This window comes from Nonomuraea muscovyensis (assembly GCF_014207745.1).
In the GTDB taxonomy this organism is placed as follows: Bacteria; Actinomycetota; Actinomycetes; order Streptosporangiales; family Streptosporangiaceae; genus Nonomuraea; species Nonomuraea muscovyensis.
On record NZ_JACHJB010000002.1, the window covers coordinates 2,017,313 to 2,041,203 of the forward strand.

17 protein-coding genes are annotated in these 23,891 nt (G+C 74.4%); 6 read left to right on the forward strand and 11 right to left on the reverse strand.

Features of this window, described 5'->3' with window-relative positions; translation table 11 throughout:
• Positions 1–46: 46 nt before the first annotated feature.
• The 5 genes from pcaC to FHU36_RS26230 form a co-directional block, all read right to left on the reverse strand.
• Positions 47–1,501 (reverse strand): 4-carboxymuconolactone decarboxylase, encoded by a 1,455-nt coding sequence (gene pcaC / locus FHU36_RS44875; protein WP_246502570.1) that lies wholly within the window; start codon positions 1,499–1,501, stop codon positions 47–49.
• A 100-nt stretch (positions 1,502–1,601) separates the two neighbouring features.
• Positions 1,602–3,044, reverse strand: a complete 1,443-nt coding sequence (locus FHU36_RS26215) for a lyase family protein (RefSeq protein ID WP_246502571.1) — start codon at positions 3,042–3,044, stop codon at positions 1,602–1,604.
• Positions 3,034–3,537, reverse strand: a complete 504-nt coding sequence (locus FHU36_RS26220) for a dioxygenase family protein (RefSeq protein WP_185086479.1) — start codon at positions 3,535–3,537, stop codon at positions 3,034–3,036. The genes FHU36_RS26215 and FHU36_RS26220 overlap by 11 nt, the downstream gene beginning before the upstream one ends.
• The gene (gene pcaH, locus FHU36_RS26225) at positions 3,534–4,208 is read right to left on the reverse strand and encodes a protocatechuate 3,4-dioxygenase subunit beta (protein WP_185086480.1); all 675 of its coding nucleotides are present in this window, start codon (positions 4,206–4,208) and stop codon (positions 3,534–3,536) included. Before pcaH ends, FHU36_RS26220 begins: the two co-directional genes overlap by 4 nt.
• 43 nt (positions 4,209–4,251) lie before the next feature.
• Positions 4,252–5,409, reverse strand: coding sequence for a 4-hydroxybenzoate 3-monooxygenase (locus FHU36_RS26230; RefSeq protein WP_185086481.1), 1,158 nt, complete (start codon positions 5,407–5,409; stop codon positions 4,252–4,254).
• Positions 5,410–5,489: 80 nt separating this feature from the next.
• Here FHU36_RS26230 and FHU36_RS26235 point away from each other — a divergent pair, with 80 nt between their 5' ends.
• The 4 genes from FHU36_RS26235 (at position 5,490) to FHU36_RS26250 (ending at position 9,576) form a co-directional block, all read left to right on the forward strand.
• On the forward strand, positions 5,490–6,263 hold the full coding sequence (locus FHU36_RS26235) for an IclR family transcriptional regulator (protein ID WP_185086482.1): 774 nt from the start codon (positions 5,490–5,492) through the stop codon (positions 6,261–6,263).
• A gap of 71 nt (positions 6,264–6,334) precedes the next feature.
• Entirely contained in the window at positions 6,335–7,417 is a 1,083-nt protein-coding gene (locus tag FHU36_RS26240; protein WP_185086483.1) for a Gfo/Idh/MocA family protein, read from the forward strand.
• Positions 7,418–7,525: 108 nt separating this feature from the next.
• Complete coding sequence (locus FHU36_RS26245) at positions 7,526–8,098, forward strand: helix-turn-helix domain-containing protein (protein ID WP_185086484.1); 573 nt, start codon at positions 7,526–7,528, stop codon at positions 8,096–8,098.
• Between the two features lie 56 nt (positions 8,099–8,154).
• A complete protein-coding gene (locus FHU36_RS26250; protein ID WP_376774155.1) occupies positions 8,155–9,576 on the forward strand; it encodes an NAD(P)/FAD-dependent oxidoreductase in 1,422 nt (473 codons plus the stop codon).
• Here FHU36_RS26250 and FHU36_RS26255 read toward each other — a convergent pair.
• Entirely contained in the window at positions 9,560–10,939 is a 1,380-nt protein-coding gene (locus FHU36_RS26255) for an MFS transporter (protein WP_221496581.1), read from the reverse strand. The two genes, FHU36_RS26250 and FHU36_RS26255, sit on opposite strands and share 17 nt — an antisense overlap.
• A 392-nt stretch (positions 10,940–11,331) precedes the next feature.
• On the opposite strand from FHU36_RS26255, the gene FHU36_RS26260 reads away from it, so the two are divergent.
• Together FHU36_RS26260 and FHU36_RS26265 are read left to right on the forward strand one after the other, a co-directional pair.
• Positions 11,332–12,267: an alpha/beta hydrolase gene (locus FHU36_RS26260; RefSeq protein ID WP_312891831.1), complete on the forward strand. Its 936-nt coding sequence runs from the start codon at positions 11,332–11,334 to the stop codon at positions 12,265–12,267.
• Positions 12,260–13,492, forward strand: coding sequence for an acyltransferase family protein (locus FHU36_RS26265; protein WP_312891832.1), 1,233 nt, complete (start codon positions 12,260–12,262; stop codon positions 13,490–13,492). The genes FHU36_RS26260 and FHU36_RS26265 overlap by 8 nt, the downstream gene beginning before the upstream one ends.
• 43 nt (positions 13,493–13,535) lie before the next feature.
• Here the strand turns inward: FHU36_RS26265 and FHU36_RS26270 are convergent, their stop codons facing one another.
• The 5 genes from FHU36_RS26270 to FHU36_RS45855 form a co-directional block, all read right to left on the reverse strand.
• A complete protein-coding gene (locus FHU36_RS26270) occupies positions 13,536–18,998 on the reverse strand; it encodes an ATP-binding protein (RefSeq protein ID WP_185086486.1) in 5,463 nt (1,820 codons plus the stop codon).
• Positions 18,999–19,272: 274 nt separating this feature from the next.
• Positions 19,273–20,460: a non-homologous end-joining DNA ligase gene (gene ligD / locus FHU36_RS26275; protein ID WP_185086487.1), complete on the reverse strand. Its 1,188-nt coding sequence runs from the start codon at positions 20,458–20,460 to the stop codon at positions 19,273–19,275.
• Between the two features lie 62 nt (positions 20,461–20,522).
• A complete protein-coding gene (locus tag FHU36_RS26280; RefSeq protein ID WP_185086488.1) occupies positions 20,523–21,263 on the reverse strand; it encodes a crotonase/enoyl-CoA hydratase family protein in 741 nt (246 codons plus the stop codon).
• Between the two features lie 113 nt (positions 21,264–21,376).
• Entirely contained in the window at positions 21,377–22,444 is a 1,068-nt protein-coding gene (locus FHU36_RS26285; RefSeq protein WP_185086489.1) for a hypothetical protein, read from the reverse strand.
• Between the two features lie 40 nt (positions 22,445–22,484).
• Positions 22,485–23,882, reverse strand: a complete 1,398-nt coding sequence (locus FHU36_RS45855; protein ID WP_185086490.1) for a glutamate-cysteine ligase family protein — start codon at positions 23,880–23,882, stop codon at positions 22,485–22,487.
• Positions 23,883–23,891 lie beyond the last annotated feature (9 nt).

Genomic DNA, 23,891 nt, shown 5'->3' on the forward strand with positions numbered 1-23,891 from the left:
CCAGGCATCCTCCCGCGTTCCCGCGCAGGCGCAACCCGGTTCGGGATCAGTCGTCGGCGAGGACGCGCTGGGCGACGGCGAAGGCGGCGTTGGCGGCCGGGACCCCGCAGTAGATCGCCGTCTGCAGCAACACCTCACCGATCTCGTCCGGGGTGAGGCCGTTGCGCAGCGCCGCCCGGACGTGCATGGCCAGCTCGTCCAGGTGACCGCGGGCGGCGAGGGCGGTGAGGGTGACGCAGCTGCGGGTGCGGCGGTCGAGGCCGGGGCGGTTCCAGATCTCGTCCCAGGCGTAGCGGGTGATGAGGTGCTGGAAGTCGTGGGTGAAGCCGGTGGTGGTGGCGACCGCCCGGTCCACGTGGTCGTCGCCCAGCACCTGGCGCCGCGTCTTCATCCCGGCCGCCCAGCTCTCCTCCCGGCTCCGATCCTCCCGGCGGCGATTCTCCCGGCCCTGCTCCTCCCGGTCCTGCTCCTCCCGGTCGCGGGCCGGACGGTTGCGGGCCGGACGGTCGCGGTCCGGACGGTCGCGGTCCGGACGGTCGCGGTCCGGACGGTCGCGGTCCCGAGGGTCGCTCTCTGGGCGGTCCCCGGGCTCAAGGCGGCGCAGGTGGCCGGTGATCGCCAGGGTGACGGCGTCCGCGCGTTCCACGTTGGCCAGGTGGGCGGCGTGCGGGACGACCGTGAGTTGGGCGTCCGGGATGCCGCCGGCGAGGACGAGGGCCTGCTCCAGCGTGGTCGCGGGGTCCTCCGCTCCGGCCACGACCAGGGTGGGGACGGTGATCGCGGGCAGGCTGCGGGTGAGGTCGCAGGCGGCGAGCGCCTCGCAGCAGGCCGCGTACGACTCGGCGTCCACCCCGGCCGGCATGTCCAGCACCCAGCCGCCGTCGAAACCCGGGGTGAACCAGCGGGGCCCGAGCACCGGGGCGAGGGCCGCCACCCCTCCGGCGCGGACGGCGGCGGCCCGTTCCCGCCAGGGCCCGGGATCGCCGAAGCGGGCGGCGGTGCAGCAGAGCACCAGGCCGCGTACCCGGCGGTGTCCCCGCGCGGCACCCGTACCGCCGGTGCCACCGCCCGTGCCGCTGGTCCTGCCGCCGTCCGTGCCACCGCCCGTGCCACTGGCCCTGCCGCCGTCCGTGCCACTGGTCGTGCCGCCGTCCGTGCCACTGGTCGTGCCGCCGTCCGCGTCACCATCTGTGGCGCCGAGCGCGCCGGCGATGGCGGTGGCGATGGCGCCGCCGAGGGAGACGCCTCCGACGACGAAGGGCTCGTCCGGCACGAGCTCCAGGACGGCCCGGGCCAGGGTGTCGATCGTGAACCCGGCGGACGCGGCCGGGGAGCCGCCGTGGCCGGGCAGGTCGTACCTGAGCACCCGCCAGGACGCGGTCAGCACGGGGAGCTGGGGCAGCCAGACGTCCATCGTGGTGCCGAGCGACGGCCCGAGGACGAGCAGCGGCCCGTCGGCGGGGCCGTCGACGCGGTGGTGCAGGGTGAGCGGTGTTGTCATGGTCCGTCCTGGTGGTGCGGTGCTGAGCGGCGTCGGGGTCTCCGGTGCTCGGTGCCGGACAGGCGTCGGTAGCGCCCCGTGCGCGGTGTCGGAGTGGGTGTCACGGGCACCGGTCGTGGTAGGCGGCGAGGACGCGGTCGACGAGTTCGCGGGCGGCGCCGAGGTAGGCGGACGGGTCGAGCAGTTCGTCCGGGGCTCGGAGCGGGTCATCGCCGCGCAGCATTTCGGCCAGTTCGTCTTTCGGCAGGTGTGCGGCCAGGCGTTCGGAGACGACGCGACCGCCGGTGAGGGCGAGGTTCGCGCGCATCCGCTCGGGGAACACCCGCAGGCCCGCCAGCAGCTCGGCGGCCGTTTCGGCGGCGCCGCCGGTCAGCCGCAGGCACTCGCGCAGGGGCGCCCATTCCGCCTGCCACGCCCCGGCGGCGCGCTCGTGCTCGCCGGCGCGGCCCAGCAACTGGGCGTACACCGGCACCTGGATCGCGGCCGAGCGGATCAGCACGGACCGGGCGGGGTTGCGCTTGTGCGGCATGGCCGACGAAGCACCGGGGGTGGCCTCGGCGACCTCGCCCACCTCCGTCTGGGCCAGCAGGATGACGTCCGTCGCCACCTTGCCGAGCGCTTCGGCGGTGCCCGCGAGGGCGGCTCCCAGCTCGCCGACCACCGCCCGGTCGGTGTGCCAGGGCACCAGCGGTGCGGCCAGCCCCAGTTCCTGGGCGTACAGGTCCACGAGGGCGAGGGCCAGCGCCTGCGGCACGCGCACGCCACCCGCCCCGGTCCCACCCGCCCCGGTCCCACTGGTCTCGGTGCCGCCGGTCCCGGTGCTGACTGTTTCGGTGCTGACTGTTTCGGTGCCGGCTGTCTCGACGAGGGCTGCGAGCGTGCCGGCTGCGCCGCCGAGCTGGGCGGGCAGCCGGAGGGCCAGCAGCCGGTCTCGGGCGTGCAGCAGTCCGGCCAGCCAGCCGGCCGCCTTCAGGCCGAACGTCGTGGGGGCGGCCTGCTGCCCGAGGGTGCGGGCGGCCATCACGGTGTCGCGGTGCCGGTCCGCGAGCGCGGCCAGCGGGCGCATCGCCGCCTCCAGAAAGGCCGTGATCGCGGTCACCGCGCGGGAGGCGACCAGCATGGCGGCGCTGTCGACGATGTCCTGGCTGGTCGCGCCCTTGTGCACGTGGGCGGCGGCCTCGGGTGCCGTGGCTCGCAGGGCGGCGCGCAGGTCGGCGACCAGGGGGACCACCGGGGTGGCCGAGTCACGGGCGCGGCGGGCCAGGCCCGAGGGGTCCACGGTGAGGTCCGCCGCCGCCCGGGTGATGAGCGTCGCGGCCCGTTCGGGGATGAGGCCGGCGCGGGCCTCGGCGCGGGCGAGGGCCGCCTCGGCGTCCAGCATGGCGCGCACCCACGCCGCGTCGGACGTGAGCCGCTCCACGCGGGTGCCCGCGCGCACCGGGGCGAGCAGCCCGCCGTCCGGGGCGCGATCGTCGGCGGCCCCGCCGAACGCCTCACCGGACACGCCGCCGGGCGTTCCGGCCGGAGTGTGGTCAGAAGTCAAGGAAGACCGTCTCCCCCTCCCCCTGCAGCCGCACGTCGAATTGGTAGGCGTCGCCCGAGCGGGTGTCGAGCGGGGTGGCGAGCAGGGTGGCGCGCCGCGCGGGGTCGAGGCCGTCGAGCAGCGGGTCGGGCACGTCGGCCAGGTAGACGCGGGTGAGCACCGACCGCAGCAGCCCGCGGGCGAAGATCTGCAGCGACAGGTACGGCCCGGCAGGCGGCGCCGTGCGGAACCGGTACGTGCCGTCGGGCGCCGTGGCGCACCGGCCGAACCCCGAGACCCCGCCGTCGCCGCGCCGCAGCGCGCCCCGGTCGCCGGTCCGGCCGAGCCACAGCTCCAGCAGCGCGTCGGGCACCGGGTCGCCCGCCCCGTCGAGCACCCGCCCCTCCAGGGTGATGGCGCCGGGGTGACCGGGCGGCACGAGTTCCCAGTCATGCGGGTACGGCAGCGCGTGGGCGAAGAACGGCCCGACGGTCTGCGACGGTGTGATGGTCATGGGTTCTCCACGGGCGTACGGCCGAGCACGATGTCGAAGGTGTACCCCAGCGCCCACTCCGGCTCGGTCACGTCGAGTGAGAAGGACGAGACGAGCCGTTCGCGGGCGGCGGCGTCGGGGATGGACTGCATGACCGGGTCGAACGGAATGAGGGGGTCGCCCGGGAAGTACATCTGGGTGACGAGCCGCTGGGTGAACGCCGTCCCGAACACGGAGAAGTGAAGGTGGGCGGGCCGCCAGGCGTTGGGGTGGTTGCGCCAGGGGTAGGCGCCGGGCTTGACGCTGACGAACCGGTAGCGGCCCTCGTCGTCGGTGAGGCAGCGGCCGGCGCCGGTGAAGTTGGGATCCAGCGGGGCCGGGTGCCGGTCGAGGTCGTGCGCGTACCGGCCGGCCGAGTTGGCCTGCCACAGCTCCAGCAGCGTGCCGCGCAGCGGCCGGCCGGTGTCGTCGAGGACGCGGCCGGTGACGATGATGCGCTCGCCGATCGGCTCGCCCGCGTGCCCGCGGGTCAGGTCGGCGTCGAGCTCGCCGACCTCCTCGTGCCCGAAGACGGGGCTGGTCAGCTCGATCGTGTCGGGGTCGGCCCGGAACGGCACCGGCGGCTGGGAGGGGGCCCGCAGGATCGTGCTGCGGTAGCCGGGGCTCAGGTAGGGCGGGTGCGGGGCGGTCATGTCGGTCCTCGGTGGTGGCGTGATGGGACGGGGGTCAGGGTCGTCACGGCAGGCCCACGTAGTTCTCCGCCAGGGTCGTCGCCGCCGCCTCCGAGGAGGTGACGTGGTCGAGGTGGGACACCTGCAGCCGCCGGCCGTAGTCGTCGTCGGTGTCGAAGGTGTGCAGCAGGGTCGTCATCCACCAGGAGAAGTGCTGCGCCCGCCACACCCGCTTCAGGCACGCCCGCGAGTAGCCGTCGAGCAGGTCGGCCGAGCCCGTCGCGAAGAAGCTGTCGAGCGCCTCGGTCAGCACGCGCACGTCGGCGACGGCCAGGTTGAGCCCCTTGGCGCCGGTGGGCGGCACGATGTGGGCGGCGTCGCCGGCGAGGTAGAGCCTGCCGTACTGCATGGGTTCGGTGACGAACCCGCGCATCGGCGTGACGCTCTTCTCGAAGATCTCGCCGGTGGCCAGGGTGAAGCCGGGCACGGTCTCCAGCCGGGTCTTCAGCTCGGCCCAGATCCGCTCGTCCGGCCAGTCGCCGGGGTCGGTGCCGGGCGGCACCTGCAGGTAGAAGCGGCTGATCTCGGGCGAGCGCATGCTGTGCAGGGCGAAGCCGCGCTCGCTCCTGGCGTAGACGAGTTCGTCCGCCGAGGGCGCGACCCGGGCGAGGACGCCGAGCCAGGCGAAGGGGTAGGCGCGCTCGTAGACGGTCAGCACGCCGTCGGGGACGGACGGCCGTGACACGCCGTGGAAGCCGTCACAGCCGGCGATGACGTCGCAGTCGAGCCGCTCGCCGTCGCCGAAGGTCAGGTAGGGGCGCTCCCGCAGCGAGTGCAGCGCCACGTCGTCGACCTCGAACCGGATGTCGCCGCCCGCCTCGATCCTGGCGGCGATGAGGTCCTTGACGACCTCCTGCTGCCCGTACACGGTGATGGACCTGCCCGGTACGAGCTTGTCGAACGCGATGCGGTGGCTCTCGGCGCCGTACCGGAGCTCGATGCCCTGGTGCGGCAGCCCCTCGCGCAGCAGCCTGTCGCCGACGCCCGCCCGCACCAGCGTGTCGACCGTGCCCTGCTCCAGGACGCCGGCGCGCACGCGCCGTTCGACGTGCTCCCGGCTGTGTTTCTCCAGGACCACGGAGGAGATGCCGCGCTGGTGGAGCAGGTGAGACAGGAGCAGGCCCGCTGGGCCCGCCCCGATGATCCCGACCTGAGTTCGCATGGGGCCAGCATCCCGCCCGGCGGCGGCCGCGCCGAGGCGCCTCTTCCGCTGAGTGGAAGACAGGGGGCAGGATGGGGCGCATGGCCGGTGGAGCGCGGGAGGGCGGGCGTTCGGTGACGTCCAAGGTGCTCGCCATCCTGGGCGCGTTCGACTCCGCCCATCAGCAGCTCACGCTGAGCGACCTGGCGCGCCGCAGCGGGGTGGCGCTGAGCACGGCGCACCGGCTGGTGGCGGAGCTGGAGGGGTGGCAGGCGCTCAGCCGCACGCCCGACGGCCGGCTGCGGATCGGGATGCGGCTGTGGGAGCTGGGCCAGCTCGCGCCCGCCCGGCTGCAGGACGTGGCCCATCCATGGCTGCAGGAGGTGTTCGCGAGCACCGGGGAGAACGTCCATCTGGCCGTCCGCGACGGCCTGGAGGTGCTGTACGTGGACAAGGTGCACGGCCGGCGGGCCGTGCCGATCGTGTCCCGGACCGGCGGGCGGCTGCCGATGCACCCGACCGGGGTGGGCAAGGCGCTGCTGGCCTACGAGCCCGACTGGTTCGTGCAGGCGTATCTGGCGCGCAAGCTGGAACGGCCGACCCCGCACACGATCACCGAGCCGGGCCGGCTGGCGCGCGAGCTGGCCGCCGTGCGGGCCCAGGGCTACGCGCTGACGTACGAGGAGATGACGCTCGGGAGCTGCTCGGCCGCCGCGCCGGTGCTGGTGGACGGGCGGCCGGTCGCCGCGCTGGGCATCGTGATCGCCTCCCGGCGGGCCCGCGAGCTGCACCGGCTGGTCGAGCCGCTGCGCGGGGCGGCGGAGCAGATCGCGCGGGCCGCCCGCGAGGGGGTGGAGCCGGTGGCCCGGCAGTGAGGTCGCTTGCCGGGGTCGTCAGGGCACGTTACGGTGCTTCGGCAAGCGCTTTCCATTGGAGGCTCCGTCCCGTGCCGTCCCCGCTCCGCGTCGCCGTCGTCGGCGGCGGGCAGATCGCCCGACACGCCCACCTGCCCCTCTTCCGCGAGCTGGCCGAGGAGGTGGAGGTGGTGGCCGTCGTGGACGCGACGGAGGAGCTGGCCCGGGCGTTCGCCGACGAGTTCGGGCTGGCGCACGCCTCGGCCGACCTCGACCGGACGCTCGCCGAGGTGCGGCCGGGCCTGGTCGTCATCACCAGCCCGCCCGCGCTGCACAGCGCGCAGGCGGTGGCCGCGCTGCGGGCCGGCGCGTGGGTGTGGTGCGAGAAGCCGCCGTGCCTGTCGCTGGCCGAGTACGACGCGATGCTCGCCGCCGAGCGGGAGGGCGGGCCGTTCGCGGCGATCGTCTTCCAGCAGCGGTTCGGCTCCAGCTCCCAGCACCTGCGGCGGCTGATCGCCGAGGGCGCGCTCGGCGACCCGTACGTGGCGCACTGCCAGACGACCTGGTTCCGCGACGACGCCTACTACGCCGTGCCGTGGCGCGGGCGCTGGGAGAGCGAGGGCGGCGGGCCGGCGATGGGGCTCGGCATCCACCAGATGGACCTGATGCTGGAGCTGCTCGGCGACTGGAGCGAGGTGCGGGCGATGGCGGCCCGGCTGGCCCGCGACGTGGAGACCGACGACGTCACCACGGCCCTGGTCCGCTTCTCCTCGGGCGCGCTGGCCACTGTGGTCAACAGCGCCCTGTCGCCGCGCCAGGTGAGCCACCTGCGCATCGACCTGGCCGGCGCGACGCTGGAGCTGACCCACCTGTACGGCTACTCCAACGCCGACTGGACCTACACCCCGGCCCGGGACGCGGCCGAGATCGCCTGGCCGCCGCCGGAGGACGTGCCCAGCTCGCACGCGGCCCAGTTGCGCGGCCTGCTCGACGACCTGCGGGCCGGCCGGCGACCGCGGGGCAGCGGCGAGGACGGGCGGCGCTCGCTGGAGCTGGTCACCGCGATGTACAAGGCGGCGCTGACCGGCCGGACGGTCCGCGCGGGCGAGATCGGGCCGGGTGACCCGTTCTACCGCAGCCTGCACGGCGACACCCCCGGGTGGCAGCCCGCCTGAGCGGCCGAGGCCGCCTGCCAGGCACGTTATCGCGCCGTTATCGAATGGGTGTACGGTCCCCTCGTTGTCACTGAACAAGCTGTTCAGTAGAGGCGATCAAGGGGTTCGATGGCCGAGTCGGAGACCGCACGTCTGGGCGCCCGCATCCGGGCATACCGGACCATGCGCCGGCTGACCGTGCGCGCGCTCGCCGGCGCGGCCCAGGCCAGTCCCAGCTTCATCAGCCAGCTCGAACGCGGGCAGACCAGCGCGAGCGTGGGGATGCTGCGCCGGATCGCGCAGGCACTCGGCCTGACGGTGGCCGAGCTGTTCAGCGACGACGCCGAGGTGGGCCACCGGGTGGTGCGCCGCGCTGAGCGTCCCGCCCTGCCCGCCGGACCCGGCGCGCGCAAGTTCCTCGTCTCCCAGCGCCCGCTGCGCGACGTGGAGGTGTACGCCGGCGAGCTCGATCCTGGCGCCTCCACCGGAGACGAGCCGTACACGCACGGCGACTCCCAGGAGATCTTCCTGGTGCTGCGCGGCAGGGTCGCGGTCTGGCTCGGCCCGCCCGGCGAGGCCGAGCCGCACGCGCTGGGGCCGGGAGACAGCGTCGAGTACCGCACCTCCGTCCCCCACCGGGCGGTCAACGACGGCGACGAGACAGCCGAGGTGCTGTGGGTGGTCAGCCCGCCGACACCTTAGTCTTTTGTCCTATTTCGTACGCTTTTCCGATGAACCGGATGGGGAAGGTTCCTGACGTGACACGAGGCATCCCGCTGAGCGGGGACTTCGCCAATGGCGGGGTCTCCTTCTGGTACCGGCAGATCGGCCTGCCGGACCGGCGGCCGGCGCTTCCGGGCTCCCGCGCGTACGACGTGGCCATCGTCGGCGGCGGCTACACCGGCCTGTGGACGGCCTACTACCTGAAGAAGGCCGACCCCGGCCTGCGCGTGGCGGTGCTGGAGAAGGAGTTCGCCGGGTTCGGGGCGTCGGGCCGCAACGGCGGCTGGCTTTCGGCCGAGTTCGCCGGCTCGCGCGAGCGGCACGCCAAGGCGCGCGGCCGGCAGGCCATGATCGACCTGCAGCACGCGATGTTCGGCGCGGTGGACGAGGTCATCGACGTCGTCCGGCAGGAGGGCGTCGACGCCGACGTGCACAAGGGCGGCGTGCTGCACGTCGCCACCAACCCGGCGCAGCGCCGCCGGCTGCGCGCCGAGGTGGCCGACCTGCGCGCCTGGGGCTACGGCGAGGACGACATGCGGCTCCTGGGCCGCGACGAGCAGCGGGAGCGCCTGCAGGTCGCGGGCGCGCTGGAGGCCGCCTACTCCCCGCACTGCGCCCGCGTCCAGCCGGCCAAGCTCGCCGTCGGGCTGGCCCGGGTCGTGGCCGGACTGGGGGTGGACGTCTTCGAGGACACCACCGTGACCGAGATCCGCCCGCGCGGGAACGGCCGGCCCGCCGAGGCCGTCACCACGCGGGGCGTCGTGTCGGCCGAGTACGTCATCCGGGCCACCGAGGGGTTCACCGCGGGCCTGGCCGGGCAGCGCCGCCAGTGGCTGCCGATGAACAGCTCCATGATCGTCACCGAGCCGCTGCCCGCCGAGGTGTGGAAGCACATCGGCTGGGCGCAGAGCGAACTGCTCGGCGACACCGCCCACGCCTACGTCTACGCCCAGCGCACCGCCGACGACCGCATCGCGATCGGCGGGCGCGGCGTGCCGTACCGGTTCGGCTCGCGGACCGACCGCCGGGGCGCCACCCAGGCGTCCACGGTCGCGCTGCTGTGGCGGATGCTGGTCAAGCTGTTCCCGGCGGCGGCGGACGCGCGGGTGCAGCACTCGTGGTGCGGGGTGCTCGGAGTGCCGCGCGACTGGTGCTCGACCGTGCACCTCGACCACGCCACCGGGCTCGGCTGGGCGGGCGGCTACGTGGGCAGCGGCGTGACCACCACCAACCTGGCCGGGCGCACCCTGCGCGACCTGGTGCTGCGGCGCGACACCGCGCTGACCGCGCTGCCATGGGTGGGCCGCCAGGTGCGCCAGTGGGAGCCGGAGCCGCTGCGGTGGGCCGGGGTGCGGCTCATCTACACGCTGTACCGGGCGGCCGACCGGCACGAGAACGACCGGGGCACGACGACCTCGGCCTACGCCCGCCTGGCCGACCTCATCTCGGGCCGCTGACAGCCGCTCCGGCGGCCTCCGGGTGCCTGAGGCGTACCGGCGTGCACAGGGCGGCGGCCGCGAGGAGCAGGCAGCAGCAGCCCGCGAACACGAACACCGCACTCGTGCCGAACCGCGCCGCGCCCCATCCCAGGGCCGCGGCGCCGACCGGGCCGAGCGAGAAGTGGATGGTCCAGAACGCCGAGGTGACCCGGCCGAGCAGGTGGTCGGGGGTCACCTGCTGGCGCAGCGACATCGAGCAGATCCCGGCGACGCTGACGCAGGCGAGGTAGCCGGCCATCGCCACGGCCACCCCCCACACGCCGCCGGTGAAGCCGATGGCGATGATGGCGAGCCCGCCCACGGTCTGGGCGCCGATCCAGGTGGGCCCGAACCCGGCCCGCTTGCGCACCCGCGCCACCACGAGCGAGCCGATCATCGTGCCGACGGCGGCGCCGCCGAGGACCCCGCCGATGACCGCGTCGGACTGGCCCAGGTCGTGCTTGAGCCGGAAGATCACGATGTCGGTGAGCCCGAGCGTCAGGAAGATGAAGAACGACAGCAGGACCGTCAGCACGCGCAGCACCGGGTGCCGCCACAGGAACACGGCCCCGGCCACCAGGTCGCGCCAGGACCGCTCCCCCGCCTGCCCGGCGGCGGGCGCGTGGCGGGGAATGCGGACCAGGTAGACGCCGATCGCGGACACCGCGAAGCTGCCGGCGTTGACGGCGATCGCCGCGCTCGCCCCCCACACGCCCGCGACCACGCCGGCCAGCATCGGGCCGAGGATGCCCGCCGCGGCGGCGGTCGCGTAGAGCCGGCCGTTGGCCTCGGTGACGTGCCGGTCACCGACGAGGCTGCGGACCGTGGAGACGTAGGTGACCTGGAAGAGCATGCCGACGGCCGCGGCGAGCGGCAGCACCGCGTACAGCAGCCAGATGTGCGGGCCGGTGAGCCAGGCCAGCGGGATCAGCGCGTAGAGGACGCACCGGGCGAGGTCGCAGCCGATGAGCAGCCGGCGCCGGTCGAACCTGTCGACGAGCACCCCGGCGAAGACGCCCGCGGCCACCGACGCCGCGCCGGACACGCCGGTGAGCAGGCCCATCTGGGCGACGGAGCCCGTGGTGTGGAGGATGAGCAGGGGGACGGCGATGAGCGCGAACGAGTCGCCGGCCACCGAGAGGGTCTGCGCCGCCCAGAAGATCGAGAAGTTGCGGTCGCGCCACAGCGAACGGGCGCTGCCGGGCGGGGTGTCGGTGGGCGGGGTGTCGGTGGGCGGGGTGTCGGTGGGCGGGGTGTCGGTGGGCGAAGTGCCCGGGTCCTCCGGCGGGTTCTCGGGTGGGGGACTCTGGGCCGGTTGGTCGGTGCGTGTCTCTTCCGTCACTGGCGCCCCTTCGTCCCTCGTATGCCGCCGATCATCGTGGGTGTCCGGGTGGCCGCGCGTCAATCGATTAACCCGACCGCGTAGTACCTGAGAGCCAGGCCGCAGGTGGGGCCCGCGGCGGGACGCCGGTGACAAGGCGTGATCCCTAGCTTGGCCATCACGACCACCTCCGGTACGGAAGGACCCCACCGATGGCGCCCCGGCCGCGCGACGCCTCCCGCGCTCCCCTCCCTCCCACGGCTCACCCCACGGCCCCCGAAGGCCCGTCGCAGGAGGGTCGCACGACCGGCGAACAGCCCCCGGGCGGCCCTGCCGAGCGAGGCCGGTCGCGGGGCGGTGAACCGAGGCGGGGAGCGGCGCGGCCGGGGCGGCTGCGGCGGGCGCTGCTGTGCGTGCTCGTCACCGCGTCGGTGGTCGTGCCGGTGTCGGGGGCGGCCAAGCCCCCGGCCGTGCCCGCCCCCGTTCCGGCCCCCGTGAGGCCGCTGCGTACCGCCACGCAGGCCGCGCTCGCCGAGCGGTACGCCGCCTCCCGCGCGGCCATCGCGGACGCGGAGCGGATGGCCGCCGAACACGGTCACCTGCGGCGGGCCGGCTCTCTGCGCGCCATGGCCGGCCCGTCGCGCGCCTTGCTGTCCTTCGACGGCCGCGACGGGGGCCGTACCGTCGAGGTGTTCGGCGACCTGGCGCGGGCCGGGCGGATCGCCGTCCTGGTCCCCGGCACGGACACCGATCTCGACCGGTACGGCCGCCTGCACGGGGGCGCGGCCTCGCTCCAGCGGGAGTTACGGGAGCGCGGCGGGGACGGCGCGTCCGTCGTCGTCGCGTGGCTGGGGTACCGGACGCCGAGCCTGTTCGGTCCGGAGGTGCTGACCTCGGGACGCGCCGCCGAGGCCGCGCCGGGGCTGCGCCGTTTCGTGCGTGAGCTTCGCGCGCTGCGGCCGGCCGCCCGGATCTCCCTCGTGTGCCACTCCTACGGGTCCGTGGTGTGCGCCCGGGTGGCGTCGGAGCCGGGGGTCTCGGACGTCGTCCTGTACGGCAGCCCGGGCACCGGCGTGGACCACGTCGCCGGGCTGGGGACCCGGGCCACCGTGTGGACGGGCCGGGCCACGGGCGACTGGGTCTCGGCCGTGCCGCACACGCGGGTGCGGCTGCCCTTCACCACCTTGGGGTTCGGGACGGACCCGGTGTCCCCGGAGTTCGGTGCCCGGGTGTTCGCGGCGGGCGACGGCGGCCACAGCGACTACCTGAGGCCCGGTTCCGTGGCGCTGGAGAACGTCGCCCGGATCATCCTGGAAGCACCGCCCGTCGCGGCAGGCCACCGTGGCTGACCCGCGCGCGATCCCCGGCGCGCGCGGGGAGAGGACGCGCCGGGACGCCGGCGCGCTCCGGGCGCTCGGCCGGGACGCCGTCCGGCGGATCGAGGCGGCCACCCCGGCGGACCGGGACCGGGGGCTGGACGCGCTGCGCGCGCTGGCGATCGGCGGGGTGGTGCTGGGGCACTGGCTGGTGACCGCGCTGGTCGCCGACAGCGGCACGGTGCGGGCCGCCAGCCCGCTGCGCCACCTGCCGCAGCTCGCCCCCGTCTCGTGGGTGTTCCAGACGCTGGCCGTGTTCTTCCTGGTGGGCGGCTGGGTGGGGGCGCGCGGGCAGGCCGCCGCCCGGGCCGGGGGCCAGACGTACGGGCGGTGGCTGCGCGACCGGACCGTGCGGCTGTTCCGGCCGGTCGCCGCCGTGCTGGTGGTGTGGGCGGTGGCGGCCGGCGCGATGCTCGTGTCGGGGGCCGGGCTGGACAGCGTGCGGGCGCTGGTCAAGCTGGTGCTGTCGCCGCTGTGGTTCCTGGTGGTCTTCGCGGTGCTGACGGCCGTGACTCCGCTGGCGCGCAGGCTGCACCCCGCGGTGCCGCCGGTCGTGGTGGCGTGCGTCGATGTGGCGCGGTTCGGCCTGGGCGGGCCGGAATGGCTCGGCTGGGTGAACGTCGTGGCCGGCTGGCTGGTGCCGTACTGCCTGGGCGCGGCCTGCGCCACCCGCGGCGTCCCGGCGCGTGCCACCGGGTGGGGGCTGCTCGCCGGTGGCGCCGCCGTGACGGCGGGGCTCGTCGCGTGGGGCGGGTACCCGGCCGCCATGGTCGGCGTGCCGGGCGCGGTGGTCTCGAACCTGGATCCGCCGACCCTCGCGGCCGTCACCTTCGGGCTCGCCCAGTGTGGGGCCGCCCTGCTGCTGCTCGGCCCGTTGCGGCGGTCGATGCGCCGCCCCGCCGCCTGGGCCGTCGTGGCGCTGGTGAACCTCTCCGCGATGACCGTGTTCCTCTGGCACCAGACGGCGCTGATCGCCGTCACCGCGCTCGGCCTGTTCGCGGGCGCCCCCCTGCCAGGCCTGCACACCGTCCCGGACGACGGCGGATGGGTGCTCGCCCGGCTGGCCTGGCTGCCGATGTTCGGCCTGGCGCTGCTCACCTGCTGCGCCGCGTTCGGCTGGTACGAGCGAAGCGGGGGTCGAGCCCGCCGTGGTGCGCCCGACGGCGGGGAGGGGGCCGACGGTCCGGGGCGCGGCTGACGCGCTCCCGGACTCGCCGCTGACAGACCCGCCCGAGGTGGCGTCAGCGCAGGCGGGACTCGATGGCCTCGATGATCCGTGGGCGCAGTTCGGCGGCGCGGATGACGGCGTCGACGGAGCCGACCTCGACCGCACGCCGGATGTCGTGCACGCGGTCGAACTCCGTGGCCACCTCGCCGAGCTTCTCCGCGCGGACCGACGAGCGGAGCTCGTCGAGCTCCGCGGTCAACGCGGCGCGGTCGGCGCCGGAGGCGGCCGCGACGCGGGCCTCCAGCTCCCGCACGCGCGGGTCGGCCGCGGTGCGGGCGTTGACGTCGCCGGAGAACACCACGGCGGCGGCGGGGGCGCCGCCGAGCACCGAGGCGAACGAGCCTTCCAGCGCGAGCACGGTCATGTTCGGGTTCAGCGCCTTCGAGAACACCACGAACGCGCCGCCGTGGTATCGCGAGATCACGCAGAACACGATGGGCCCGCGGAAGTTCACGATCGCACGGCCGATCTCGGCGCCGTACTCCAGTTGCAGCTTCCGCATGGACTCCGGCGAGCCGTCGAAGCCCGACAGGTTCGCCAGGACCACCAGCGGCCGGTTGCCGCTGGCCGCGTTGATCGCCCGCGCGGCCTTCTTCGACGACCGCGGGAACAGCGTGCCCGCGGTGTAGGTGTCCGGGCCGTCGGTGGGCGGGAAGCCGCGTCGCGGCACCGCCCGTGACTCGATGCCGAGCAGGCACACCGGCATGCCGCCGAGATGCACGTCCTGCACCACCGCGGTCTCCGCGTCGGCCATGCCCGCCCACCGCTCCAGCACCGGGTGGTCCTGGTCGGAGAGCGCCCGCATCACGGTCCGGATGTCGAACGGCTTCTTGCGGTCCGGGTTGGCCACCGCGGAGAAGATCTCGCCGACGGTGGTGAAGTCGCTGCCCGCCACGGCATGCGGGAAGTCGGAGATGTCGCGGTCGACGGGGTCGGTGGTCGTCGCCCGCCGCGGTGTCTCCTCGCCGGGCGCGATGTAGGTGTGGTCGTAGTGGGACATCAGCACGTCCCGCGCGGCGGTCAGGTTCGGCGCCCAGTACTGTGCCTGCCCGTTCGGGCCCATCACCCGGTCGTAGCCGCCGATGCCGAAGTTGTCCTCGGCCGACACGCCGCCGGAGAAGTCGAGCGACTGCTTGCCGGTGAGCACCATCGCCGAGTCCGGCGTCATCACCAGGATGCCCTTGGTGTGCATGAGCATCGTCGCCTCGGCGTTCCAGTAGGGCTGCGCGCCGACGTTGATGCCGGCGACCACGATGTTGATCTCGCCGCCGTCCTGGGTGAACTCGACGATCCGCTTGAGCGCCGCGGCCACCCAGTCCATGTTCTCCGTGCCCGACTCCATGGAGATCCGGGCGCCGGCGGACAGCGCGTACCACTCCAGCGGCACCCGCATGCGCTCGGCCAGGTCCAGCGCGGCGATCACGCGGCGGCACTCCGGCTCCGACAGCGCGCCGAGCGACTTGGTCGGGTCGCCGAGCAGCACGACCCTGGTGACGCCCTGCGGGTGCCGCTCGGTCGGCGTGGTGACCACGCCCGCGACGATCGCCGCGGTGTTGCGCCCCTTGGGCCGGCCGACCGGCACCAGCGCGTGGCCGTCGTCGAGGTCGTGCTCGACGAAGTCGCCGAGCAGGCCGGTCAGCTCGTACGGGTACACCGTGTTGCGGCTGCTGGCGCGCAGCACCTTCAGCCGGTAGTCGTCGAGCGGCTCGACCGGCTCGTCCGACGGCTCGCCGATGGTCAGCTCGGCTCCGCCGGTGGCGTCGAAGGAGATGCGCACGGCCATCTTGGTCAGCTCGCCGGTCGTCCTGTCGCGCTGCCGCGCGATGAACAGGATCTCCTCCAGCCCGGCGCCCACGGTCGTCGGCCGTACGCGCCCGGCGATCATCTCGATCTCCGCGCGGGTGAGGTCGCTCGGCGGCCAGACGTAGACCACGATCCTGTTGGTGTTGAAGCGCTTGTTCGAGGGTCGCCGCGCCTGCGCGCGCCGGATCGAGTCGAGACAGGTGGCGATGGTGTCCTCGGCCGTCGGCAGCGCGACCAGCCTGCCGTCGTGCTCACGCAGCTCGGTCAGGTCGCGCACCTGGGCGAAGGCGACGAGGCGGTCGTCCGACGGGTTCTCCCGCGCCACGCACTGGAAGAGGTAGACCTCCTCGTCTGACGACGGCAGCCGGGTGAGGTCGAACTTGCTCAGCCGCTCCAGCTGCATCCGCTGCGCGATGTACGGGTGCAGGCCGCGGATCAGGCGTTCCTCGGCCATCCCGGTGGCCGACGGGCGGAAGGTGAAGTGGTGGTGCATCACCGCGCCGCCGCTGCCCGCGGCGGTGACGGTGAGCCTGCGGACCCGGTCCGGCAGCGGCTGCGCGCCGACGACCTCGTGCAGCGCGGCCGCCATCGCGTCGGAGTCCTGCGGTTGGTTCTCCCAGGCGAGATAGATGTCGGCGTCGATGGCGTCCTCGCCGTCCGCCAGTTGGGCCAGCCCGCGCAGCGCGCCGCCCAGCGCCTCGAAGCTCACGGCACAGGAGACCACCCACGAGCCGGCGCGCTCGGCGACCACGAACGTGCAGCCCGCGACCTCGCTGGTGCGGACGCCGGTCAGGCCCTTGTTGCCGTAGTAGCGCCGGGTCAGCACCTCCAGCATGACCGCGTTGTCCAGGTCGTCGCGGATGAGCCGCTGGCCGAGCAGCCGTACCAGCGGCTCGGTGGTGCGCACCATCTCGGCGATGCGCTCGGCCCGGTCGGGCGCGTCCGGGTGCGCGTCCAGGTGGCGCAGGTGCTTGCGGACGTCGGCGTAGACGCGGGCGCGGTTGCGGCGCAGCAGTGGCTGGCCGAACCAGGCGAACACCACGCCGCGCGCGAGGTCAGAGACCACGGGGAAGCGGACCTGCGTCGCGGCCACCAGCCGCTCCAGCGCGAGGCCGGCGGGCTCGCGCAGCGTCTCGTCCGGCGGCGGCTCCCGCAGCCACACGCGCAGCAGAGTCGCGACGACCGCGGCGTCGGCGGCCGAGCGTTGCTGGGCGAGGAAGATCCGGAACACTGCGGCTTCGAGCTCCGGGGAGGGCTCCAGCTCGGTGACGCCGTAGTGGCCGAGCGCCTTGGCGAGCTTGGCCTGGAACGCCTCCGGCAGCCCGGCCCGCTCGACGTCGAGACTCTGCAGGTAGGTGTGGAAGTACTCGCGGGCGCTGTGCACATGGCCGTCACCGCCGCCGTCCTCGCCCGCCGGCCGGTTGCGGCTCAGCTCGGCGAGGTCGGCGAACACCTCGACGAGCCCGAGCTCCTCGGCCAGCGGCCGGTGGCCGTCCTCGGCGGCCGCGCGGCGCGCGGCGAGGTAGTCGTCGAGCACCCGGCGTTCGTCGTGCGGGTCGACGTCGAAGCCCAGCAGCAGGCCGCGCAGGTCCTCCTGGCCGCGCGTGGTGCGCTCGCGCACCGGGACCCTGTCGGGCGCGGCGGGCAGGTCCAGCTCGACGGACGCGGCGGCCGAGGCGTCGTCGGCTCCGGCGTCGTCGGCGAGCGGCTCCAGCCGCAGCAGCGGTGCGCCGGTCGCCACCTGGCTGCCCACGGACACGACGCATTCCTTGAGCCGCGCCCTGAACGGCGCCCGCAGCACCGTCTCCATCTTCATGCTCTCCAGCACCAGTACCGGCGCGCCCGCCTCGACCTCGGCGCCGACCTCCAGCGGCGTGGCGACGACCAGCGCGGGCGCGGGTGAGCGGACGACCCCGCCCTCGTCGCGGCTGACCCGGTGTGTCACACCGTCCACCTCGACCAGGTGGATCGGCCCGTGCGTGTCGGTGAGCAGGCGGTAGCGGATGCCGTTGACGGCGATCTGGCCGGTGTGCCGGTCGAAGCGGTCGAGCTCGACGTCGGCGGTGCGGACGCCGTCACCCGCTTCGACGCCGACACGGAAGCGGTGCGCGCCGACCCGCGCGACGCGCACGCGGTAGCCGGCGCCCCGCAGCTTGAGGTCCAGCGGCCGGCCGCTCTCGTGCTGGACCTGCGGGCGTCCGCCGAACGCCGTCGACAGCAGCCGCTGCCGCTCGACGCGTTCCTCCTCCTCGTACGCCTCGATGGCGGCGGCCGCCAGCGCGACGGCGGAGTGCCGGTGCGAGACGAGCCCGCCCTCGCCGCGGACGCGGTCGATCCAGCCGGTGTCCGCGCTGGCGTCGATCACCTCGGGCCGGTCGAGCAGGTCGAGCACGAAGCTCTTGTTCGTCGCGCCACCCTCGATGATCACCGTGGTCCCCGCCATCGCCCGGCGCAGCCTGCCCAGCGCCTCGTCGCGGTCGCGGCCATAGGCGATGATCTTCGCGATCATCGAGTCGAAGTCGGCGGGGATGGTGTCGCCCTCGCTGACGCCGGTGTCCACGCGGATGCCCGGCCCGGCGGGCAGGTCGAGCCGCGCGATGCGGCCCGGGGCGGGCGCGAAGTCGCGGTCGGGGTCTTCGGCGTTCAGCCGGGCCTCGACGGCGTGGCCGCGCTCGACCGGCGGCCCGCCTTCGAGCCTGCCGCCGGATGCCACCCACAGCTGCGCCTTGACCAGGTCGAACCCGGTGGTGACCTCGGTGATCGGGTGCTCGACCTGCAGGCGGGTGTTGACCTCGAGGAACGCGAACAGCCTGTCGCCGGGGTGATAGAGGAACTCGACGGTCGCCGCGCCGCGATAGCCGACCGCGACGGCCAGCCGTTCGGCCGACGCCTTGAGCTCGGCCGTCTGCACGGGGCTCAGCACCGGCGACGCCGACTCCTCGATGACCTTCTGGTTGCGCCGCTGCACCGAGCAGTCGCGGACGCCGAGCGCCCACGCGGTGCCCTCGCCGTCGGCGATCACCTGGACCTCGACGTGTCGTGCGCCGGTGACCAGGCGCTCCAGGAACACGACGCCGCTGCCGAACGCCCGTGCGGCCTCCTGGCTGGTGCGCTCGTAGGCGTCGGCGAGCTCCGCCTCGTTCGTGACCACGCGGATGCCACGCCCGCCGCCGCCCGCGGTCGCCTTCAGCATCAGCGGGTAGCCGATCCGGGCGGCCGCCGCCAGGGCGGCGTCCAGGGTCTCGACCGCACCGCGGCTCCACGGTGCGACCGGGACGCCGACCTCCTCGGCGATCAGCTTCGCGCCGATCTTGTCGCCGAGCTTGCGCATGGCCTCCGCGCTCGGTCCGACGAAGGTGACGCCGACCTCCTCGCACAGCTCCGCGAACGCCGGGTCCTCCGCGACGAAGCCCCAGCCGACCCACGCGGCGTCGGCCCCGGTCTCCACCAGAGCGCGCTCCAGCGCCTTCAGGTCGAGGTATGGGCGCGCGGACGCGGGACCGAGGTCGTAGGACAGGTCCGCTTCGCGGACGAAGGCGGCGGTGCGGTCGACGTCGGTGTGCAGGGCGACGGTCTCGATCCGGGTCCCGGTCTCCGCGGCAAGCTCCCGTACGGCGTGGATGAGCCGCATGGCGGCCTCACCACGATTGACGATGGCGACACGTCTGAACACCCGACCGAGCCCTCCTGTAGACCAACGATGTGCGCGCCCGGGACACGGCGGCCCCCTGCAGTGTTCACCTTTCCGTCTCTTGGCCGGCAACGGGATGTCGTTGTCAGCGCACGCTGGGCGGCTCCAATTGTGGAAAACGACCAAAAGCGGTCGGCCGCCCGCCTCCGACCGGGCCGTGGCGAACGTCCCCTCCCCCGAGGCCGGCGCCCGGCGGGGTCCCGCCGGCCGGCTGCTGCTCGACAGGGTTGGCCGGGCGCGGCCCCGAGGGGCTCGCTCAGCCGTCGCGCCATGGGTCGTAGTCGGCCTCCAGCGGCTCCTGCCCCGGGCGCTCCGCCTCGGGCACATGCTGGAGGTTGACGCGGATCCGATACCAGACGCTGCTGCGGCCGCGCATCCCGTCGACCAGCACGTCGGCGGGCTGCAGGCAGGCCGCCACCTCGGGGTGGCGGGCCTTCCACCGCTCGAGGCCGGCCATCGCCTCGTCCTTGTGCTGGGCGCGGGCGATCTCGATGACGGGCAGCGCCTGCCGGCGACGGCCCGTGCCCTTGGGCGGCTTGGGGGCGGGCCCGAGCGCCTCGGCCAGCTCCAGCAGCCCGTCGAGGGAGCCGGCGTGCAGATCGACGTCCTCCCACGGGTCGCCGGCCTCGGCCAGCCGCTTGGGCACGGTGTCGATGGTGAACGACTCCGGACGGCAGCCCGGCACCTCGTCCCAGGCCAGCGGGGTGGACACGCGGGCGTCGGGCACCGCGCGGACGGAGTAGGCGGAGGCGACGGTGCGGTCGTAGGCGTTCTGGTTGAAGTCGACGAACACGCCGTGCCGCTCCTCCTTCCACCAGCGGCTGGTGGCCAGCTCGGGCGCCCGGCGCTCGACCTCGCGGGCGACCGCCTCGGCGGCCTTGCGCACCTGGGCGAACGGCCAGCGCGGCTCGATCCGGGCGTAGACATGGAACCCGCGCGACCCGGACGTCTTGGGCCAGGCGGTCAGGCCGTGGTCGGCGAGGACCTCCCGCGCGACCTGCGCGGTGCGCAGCACGTCGGGCCACTCCACCCCCGGCACCGGGTCGAGGTCGATCCGCAGCTCGTCGGGATGGGCGAGGTCGGCGGCGCGCACCGGGTGCGGGTTGAGGTCGACGCACCCCAGGTTGACCACCCACACGAGCTGCGCCAGGTCGCGGACGACGACCTCCTCGGCGCCGAGCCCGGACCGGTAGCGCAGCTCGGCCACCTCGATCCAGTCGGGCCGCTTGGCGGGCGCCCGCTTCTGGAAGAACGCCTCCTCCTCGATGCCGTGGACGAACCTCTTGAGGATCATCGGCCGGTCCGCCACCCCGCGCAGCGCCCCGCCGGCCACGGCCTGGTAGTAGCGGATCAGGTCGAGCTTGGTGTGACCACTCCGGGGGAAGATCACCTTGTCGGGGTTGGTGACGCGGACCAGCCGCCCCGCGACCTCGATGTCGGGCATGCGCCCACCCTACGCGGCGCCTCCGACAATCCTCCGGACCTGCGCCGCGGCCCGACCACGGTTCAGAACGCGCCGTGGCGGCCCTCCCCCGCGGCGAACCGGGCGGCGCCGCCCGCCGCGCCCGGCAGGGACCGCAGGCCGTGGCGCAGCTCGTTGCGCAGCGCCGCCTCCTCGTCCAGACCCTCCTGCTCCAGCACCGACATCCGGTCGCCGCGCAGGCACTCCTGCGGGAAGCGGGCCAGCTCGCGGGCCAGTTGCTCGGCGTGCCGCCGCGCCGTGCCGGCGGGCACGACGCGGTTGGCCAGGCCCATGTCGTACGCCTCGGCCGCGCCGACCGGCCTGCCGGTGAGGACGAGGTCCATGGCGCGGGACACGCCGACGAGCCGGGGCAGCCGTACGGTGCCGCCGTCGATCAGCGGCACGCCCCAGCGGCGGCAGAACACGCCGAACACCGCGTCCTCCTCCACCACCCGCAGGTCGCACCAGAGGGCCAGCTCCAGCCCGCCCGCCACGGCGTGCCCGGCGACGGCGGCGATGACCGGTTTGGACAGCCGCATCCTGGTCGGGCCCATCGGTCCGTCGCCGTCCTCGCCGACGTGGTTGTCGAGCGCCTTGAGGTCGGCGCCCGCGCAGAACGTGCCGCCCTCGCCCCACAGCACCGCCACGCGGGCGTCGGAGGCGTCGAACTCCCCGAAGGCCGCGGCCAGCGCGCCGGCCGTCGCGCGGTCGACCGCGTTGCGCGCCTGCGGCCTGCTCAGCACGACGGTCGTGACCGGCCCGTCCCGTTCGACCCGTACGGTCATGCTCACCCTCCCGGTGCCCGGGCGAAACCCGGTTGCGCGGCGGCCGCGCGCTTGTCCATGCTCTGCGGAGGCGGGGTCTCCTCGAAGGTATCTGATGATCGGCGCGGGGCAGCTCACAGGGCGACGCCGAAGACCACCCGCTTGTCCCTGAACTCGGTGACGCTCCACAGGCGGCCGTCCCGCACGGTCAGGTCCTCGGGGCCGATCGGGAAGGGGCGGGTGGTCGCGTCGCCGTCGCCCTGGACGATGAGCTTGCCGTTGGTGCGGGCGTCGGCGGCCTGGCTGAGGTACCAGGTGCCGCCCGACGACAGCGCGCCCTGGATCTTGGCGTGGCCCAGGACGTGGGCGTCGCGCGGGGTGCCGTCGGCGAGGGTGCCGTCCTCCGCCAGGTCCCACCGGACCACCAGGCGGTCGCGGCTCGTGTCGGCGTACTCGCCGGAGATGAGGGTGTGCGGGGTGGTGGTGCGGTCGATCGCGGCGAAGGAGAGGCGCGGCCCCCGCTGGGCGAGCCGCCAGGCGTCGGTCTGCGGGATGACGTAGCGGTAGCCGAAGGCGTGCAGCCGCCCGCCGTGGCGGCCGACCCGGGCCGGGTCGCCGAGGTCCTGCTGCGCGGTGCGCAGGTCGAGGATGTTGCGGGTGTCGAAGACGCGCAGGCCCCGGAAGGTGTCGGCCACGTACAGCAGGTCTCCGTACCAGGCGACGCCGCCGGCGTGGATGTCTATCGGCCCGTACGACCCGTCCGGCCTGGCCTCGACCAGCAGCGCGTGCTGGTACTTCAGGGTCCGGGGGCTCAGGAACGTCACCCGGACGCCGCGCTCGGCCGCCGGCGGCTCCGGTTTGAAGTACCAGCTGACCACGAACACCGGCACGCCCGCCGAGCCGGAGTCCTCGTCCCCCGTCAGGCCCTGCGGGTACCAGTCGGGGGTGTCCTGGTCCTTGGGGTCGAAGGCGTACCACTCGGCCGGCCGGGGCCGCATCGTGCCCAGTGCGGCCGTCGCGCCCCTGCGCACCGCGGTCCGGTTGCCCCGGGCCAGCACGGTCGCCACGCCGACGGCGCCGATCTCGGAGGCGAGCTTGGCCGCACCCTCCGGCAGGGTCCCCGTCGCCCGCTGTAACACGTAGCCGGCCTTGTCCGCCGGAACCATCCCCGTCGCTGCCATCTCGCCCTCACTATCCGTCATGGTGGAGAGTCTGACGGTTCCGGAGCGGCGATTGTTGCGTCTATGGCCACAGGTGTACGGGAAGCCCGGAAAGGGCATGCTCGCGGTACTCGCGGACGAGCCGCTCGGAGTCGCCGCCGAAGCGGGCGAGCGCCTCGCGCTGCCAGACCGCCCCGGTACGGCGCAACCGGGTCCGCTCGCGGATGATGTCCAGGGCGGTGTCCACGTCGTCGGGCACCACCCCGGCCGCCAGCAGAGCCGCCCGCGCCTCGGGCAGCAGCCAGAGCACCAGGTCGGTCGCCGGCAGCTCGCCGTCCATGCCGGGCCATGACAGCTTGGCGTCCAGGCCGTGCATGGCGGCCCGGTAGAAGTTCTGGTAGGTCTCGCCGAAGCGGTAGCCGGTCAGGTCACGCTCGGCCTGCGACAGCGTCAGCCCGAGCAGGAACGCCGTGTTGGCCGTCATGTCGGCGCAGGTCGGGCCGGCGGGCAGGGCCCGCATCTCGATCCGCAGGTGGCCACCGCCGGCCGGGTCGTAGACGGGCCGGTTCCACTGCCACACGGTGCCCTGGTGCAGCCGCAGCTCCGGCACGTCCCGCGGGTCGTCGCTCTCCCTCAGGTCGGGCATGATCGGGTCGTAGTCGCGCACGTACCTCTCGAACAGCTCGTACGCCCCCTCCCGCACCCAGTCCGACCCGAACGTGACCCGCCCGTCCTTGCGATAGCGGCGCTCGACGTCGCGGTCGTCGGCCGCCTCCTCCATGAGGGCGATCCGCGTCTCCTCCCACAGCCGCCGGCCCAGGAAGAACGGCGAGTTGCCGCAGACGGCCAGCACCGGCCCGGTGGCGAGCTGCGCGGCGTTGAACAGCCGGGCGAACCGCTCGGGCGGGGTGCGCAGGTGCACCTGCCAGGAGGTGTTGGCCGCCTCCAGGATCACGTCCTCGACGGACAGCTCCAGATCCTCGATCTTGACGAGGAACGGTTCGAGCCGCAGCCGCCGGAAACCCCGGCTCATGGCCCGGTAGCGGTTCTGGTCGCTGATGGCCTCCTTGGTGAAGTCACCGGTGCCGAGCGAGGGCAGGATCCCGATGGGCACCGCCCCGCCGCCCGCCACCGCCGCGTCCACCCGGGTCAGCGCCTCCTGGACCTCCGCTCCGAGGAGCTGGAACGGCCGGCCGGCCAGCGGCACCGGGGTCAGGTTGACCTCCAGGTTGTAGCGGCCGAGCTCGAGCACCACGCGCGGGTCGCCGAGCGCCTCGCGCACCTCCGCGTTGCGCGGCAGCGGCCGGCCCGCCGCGTCGACGAGCACCAGCTCCAGCTCCGCGCCGATCGTCGTGGGCCCCTGGCCGAACCCGGGCTCGGCCAGCAGCGCGCGCAGCGTGCCCAGCTGCTCGTGGAGCCGCTCCCCGAAGCGGGTGTACTCCGCCTCGGTGAACCGCTCCTTGTCCAGATCTTGTCCCATGCCCCCCTT

Coding starts and splice junctions, on each gene's coding strand:
- FHU36_RS26235 (WP_185086482.1), top strand. CDS start 5,490: ATGGCCGGTGGAGCGCGGGAGGGCGGGCGTTCGGTGACGTCCAAGGTG.
- FHU36_RS26285 (WP_185086489.1), bottom strand. CDS start 22,444: ATGACGGATAGTGAGGGCGAGATGGCAGCGACGGGGATGGTTCCGGCG.
- pcaC (WP_246502570.1), bottom strand. CDS start 1,501: ATGACAACACCGCTCACCCTGCACCACCGCGTCGACGGCCCCGCCGAC.
- ligD (WP_185086487.1), bottom strand. CDS start 20,460: ATGCCCGACATCGAGGTCGCGGGGCGGCTGGTCCGCGTCACCAACCCC.
- pcaH (WP_185086480.1), bottom strand. CDS start 4,208: ATGACCGCCCCGCACCCGCCCTACCTGAGCCCCGGCTACCGCAGCACG.
- FHU36_RS45855 (WP_185086490.1), bottom strand. CDS start 23,882: ATGGGACAAGATCTGGACAAGGAGCGGTTCACCGAGGCGGAGTACACC.
- FHU36_RS26280 (WP_185086488.1), bottom strand. CDS start 21,263: ATGACCGTACGGGTCGAACGGGACGGGCCGGTCACGACCGTCGTGCTG.
- FHU36_RS26220 (WP_185086479.1), bottom strand. CDS start 3,537: ATGACCATCACACCGTCGCAGACCGTCGGGCCGTTCTTCGCCCACGCG.
- FHU36_RS26230 (WP_185086481.1), bottom strand. CDS start 5,409: ATGCGAACTCAGGTCGGGATCATCGGGGCGGGCCCAGCGGGCCTGCTC.
- FHU36_RS26245 (WP_185086484.1), top strand. CDS start 7,526: ATGGCCGAGTCGGAGACCGCACGTCTGGGCGCCCGCATCCGGGCATAC.